Below are 2,990 nucleotides of genomic sequence, written 5' to 3'. Positions count from 1 at the left end.
TGCTCCAGGTCGCGCCGTCGCCGGAGCCGTACGCCGCACGGACCTGGTCGCCGGTGTAGTAGCAGCCAACCTCCGCTTGGTAGAGGTCGCCGTCGGCGCTGCACCCGGCGGAGGCGGGCGACGCCGGTATCGCGACGACCCACACGAGGGTCAGGGAGCCCAGAAGTATGAGACGCGCGGGCGCTCTCATGTTGGCAACTCGAAGAGCTCGGAGACGAGCCAGTACTGCGGACGCCGTTCCAGTGTTACGCGGAAACTCGTTGGTCCGCCCGGGAGGTGCTTCAGACTCCCGCTGGCTGTCTCACGGTACTGAGTTGGCTGGGAGTCCACATCGAGGATGAAAACGGGCGAGCGCCTGCTGCCTTCATCCGTTGCGGCAATGGATGTGATGACCCAGCCATCAGTGTCAATGAATCCGCCGGCACGGTAGTAGCTCTGGACTCGGTCCGCGAAGCCCTGGCAGGAGACGCACGGAGCGACCATCCGACGGTATGCGGCCGTACGACCGCTGTTCTGCATGGCGGTACCGGCCCGCACCCACCGACGAATGAACTCCTCCGCCGACTCAGGCTTCGGGTCCGACGAGGGGCTGGACGACACCGTGGCGCTCGGGCTCACCGACGGCGAGACCGGGGGAGCGGCGACGGTGTCGCCGCTGCAGCCGGCACCAAGCGCCAGCACCGCGGCGAGGAGGAGCGCGACGATCGGGCGACCCACCGGCATCCGAACCCCCCTTCCGAGACACGCTGGGACGAAGGTAGCGGCTCCCCGGACGCCTGGCACCTGTCGATCAGACCGGCTGTGGACGGGCGATCACGTGACGACCCGGACCTCCAGCCCCAGCCGCGCACCACGGAGCAGGTCGAGGTTGTCGCCGGACCAGAACTTGCCGGGGTCGTAGAAGTTGGTGGGGCGGTCGTCGGGGAGCAGCCCCATCGCGGTGTACGTCGCGGCCACCACCTCGGCGCAGTAGGTCAGCTCGGCGCTGGCCCGGCGGCGTACTCGGCCGCGCAGCCACCGGCCGGCCAGCGCAGCGGTGGAGGGGAAGGGGGTCCCGTCCAGACGGGCGATGGTGCGCAGCAGCGCATCCTCCATCTCGCGGGTGATCTCGGCGTCGAGCTGGCGCAGCCAGGCGACCTGGTGGTACCGGCCGGTCCACTGCTCGACCGCCGCTCGGAGGTCGTGCAGCTGGACGCCGCGGTGGTGCGAGCCGGACCACACGTCCACGAGCCCCTTGCCGAGCTCGGCGTGCCACATCAGCGGGGGCAGGTCGGCGAGCACCACGGCCATGCCCACGTGGTTCACCGGCGCGTTGGTGAGCAGACGGATCGCGTGGTCCGCGGTTGAATTGCCCCTGAACAACCAGAGGTCCCCGGTGCGCGTCAGGTCGACCGCCTCGGTCAGGGTCAGCTGGCTCTGGGTCATCGAAGGAGTCCTCGTCATGAAGCTGTGGAAGGTGCTCGGTCTCGCCGGGCTGGCCGGCGTCGCCGCCACGGGAGCCATCATCGCCCGAGACCAGCGCCAGCGCGCGCAACTCACCCCGGACCAGGTGCGCACGCGCCTGCACGAGCGGCTGGACCAGCCCGCGGACCAGCCCGCCGACCAGCCGGCGAGCGCAGGCGAGCCAGGACCCGCCGGCGGGGATTCCACGGCGACACCGACCAACCGGTAGGCTCGCGCACGCAGCCCGTCCGGTCTTGCCTCGGGCTCGCGGCGCAGCTCCGAGCGCGCCCCTCGCCCTGCGAGGCACCGCTGAACCAACGTCTCGTCGCCGACGGGACGCGGCCTGGTGAGACACCGACCGAATGCGATCTCCTTTGTCATCCACCCCTTCCTTCACCCTGCTCGGCGTGCCCGCGGACCTCGCGGCCGTCCTCGCCGGGCTCGACATCACCACCCCCACCCCGATCCAGGCCGCGACGCTGCCCGACTCCCTGGCAGGTCGCGACGTGCTCGGCCGCGGCCGCACGGGGTCGGGGAAGACCTACGCCTTCCTCCTGCCGCTGGTCGCACGCCTGGCCGAGCGCCGGCGTACGCCGCGCGCAGGGGCCCCCCGCGCGCTGGTCCTGGCCCCGACCCGAGAGCTCGTCGGGCAGATCCACACCGCGCTCGGTCCGCTCGCCGAGGCGGCCGGGCTCACCACGGCCACCATCTTCGGAGGGGTCGGCCAGAACCCGCAGGTGCAGGCGCTGCGCCGCGGCACGGACGTGGTCGTCGCGACGCCAGGACGGCTGGAGGACCTCATCCGGCAGCGGCACGCCAGCCTCGCCGACGTCGAGATCACCGTCCTCGACGAGGCCGACCACATGGCCGACCTCGGCTTCCTGCCCGCGGTGCGACGACTGCTGGACCAGACCCCGCGGCGCGGCCAGCGGCTGCTGTTCTCGGCGACCCTGGACGGCGCGATCGACGTGCTCGTGCGCAGGTTCCTCGACTCGCCGGTGACCCACGAGGCCGACTCGGTCCAGTCGCCGGTCACCACCATGCGCCACCACGTGCTGCACCTGGACCGCACGCACCGGGTCCCGGTGCTGGTCGACCTCACCAGCGCACCCGGGCGGACGGTGGTCTTCACCCGCACCAAGCACGGCGCGCGCACCCTGGCCCGCCAGCTCAACCGCGAGGGCGTGCCCACCGTGGACCTGCACGGGAACCTGAGCCAGAACGCCAGGGTCCGCAACCTCGACGCCTTCCACTCCGGTCGCGCCAGCACGCTGGTCGCCACGGACATCGCCGCGCGGGGCATCCACGTCGACGACGTGGCGCTGGTCGTCCACGCCGACCCGCCGGTCGAGCACAAGGCCTACCTGCACCGCTCCGGTCGTACGGCGCGGGCCGGCGCCGAGGGCACCGTGGTCACGCTGATGACCGACGACCAGGTGCGCGACGTGCGAGCGCTCACCCGCGCGGCAGGGATCAAGCCCACCATCACCCGGATCGACGGCAGCGCGCACCCCGTGCTGGCCACGCTCGCTCCCGGTGAGCGGACG

5 protein-coding genes are annotated in these 2,990 nt (G+C 71.9%); 2 read left to right on the top strand and 3 right to left on the bottom strand.

The annotated features are described in order from the left end of the window. The 3 genes from PLP61_RS16110 to PLP61_RS16100 all read right to left on the bottom strand — a co-directional run. A partial coding sequence (locus PLP61_RS16110) for a hypothetical protein (protein ID WP_324503780.1) occupies positions 1–190 on the bottom strand: 190 nt, incomplete at its 3' end. Further along, complete coding sequence (locus tag PLP61_RS16105; RefSeq protein WP_324503779.1) at positions 187–717, bottom strand: hypothetical protein; 531 nt, start codon at positions 715–717, stop codon at positions 187–189. The genes PLP61_RS16105 and PLP61_RS16110, both read right to left, overlap by 4 nt. Positions 718–813: 96 nt before the next feature. Next, positions 814–1,425 (bottom strand): hypothetical protein, encoded by a 612-nt coding sequence (locus PLP61_RS16100; protein WP_324503778.1) that lies wholly within the window; start codon positions 1,423–1,425, stop codon positions 814–816. A gap of 16 nt (positions 1,426–1,441) precedes the next feature. On the opposite strand from PLP61_RS16100, the gene PLP61_RS16095 reads away from it, so the two are divergent. Both PLP61_RS16095 and PLP61_RS16090 read left to right on the top strand, forming a co-directional pair. Beyond that, complete coding sequence (locus PLP61_RS16095; RefSeq protein WP_324503777.1) at positions 1,442–1,672, top strand: hypothetical protein; 231 nt, start codon at positions 1,442–1,444, stop codon at positions 1,670–1,672. Positions 1,673–1,850: 178 nt separating this feature from the next. Then, positions 1,851–2,990 (top strand): DEAD/DEAH box helicase (locus PLP61_RS16090; RefSeq protein WP_324503776.1); only part of this gene is annotated, 1,140 nt, incomplete at its 3' end.

Origin of the sequence: Nocardioides sp. (genome assembly GCF_035429765.1) — a bacterium.
Lineage (GTDB): Bacteria > Actinomycetota > Actinomycetes > Propionibacteriales > Nocardioidaceae > Nocardioides.
The sequence above is the reverse complement of the archived record's forward strand: the minus strand, read 5'-3'. Positions and strand labels throughout refer to the sequence as shown.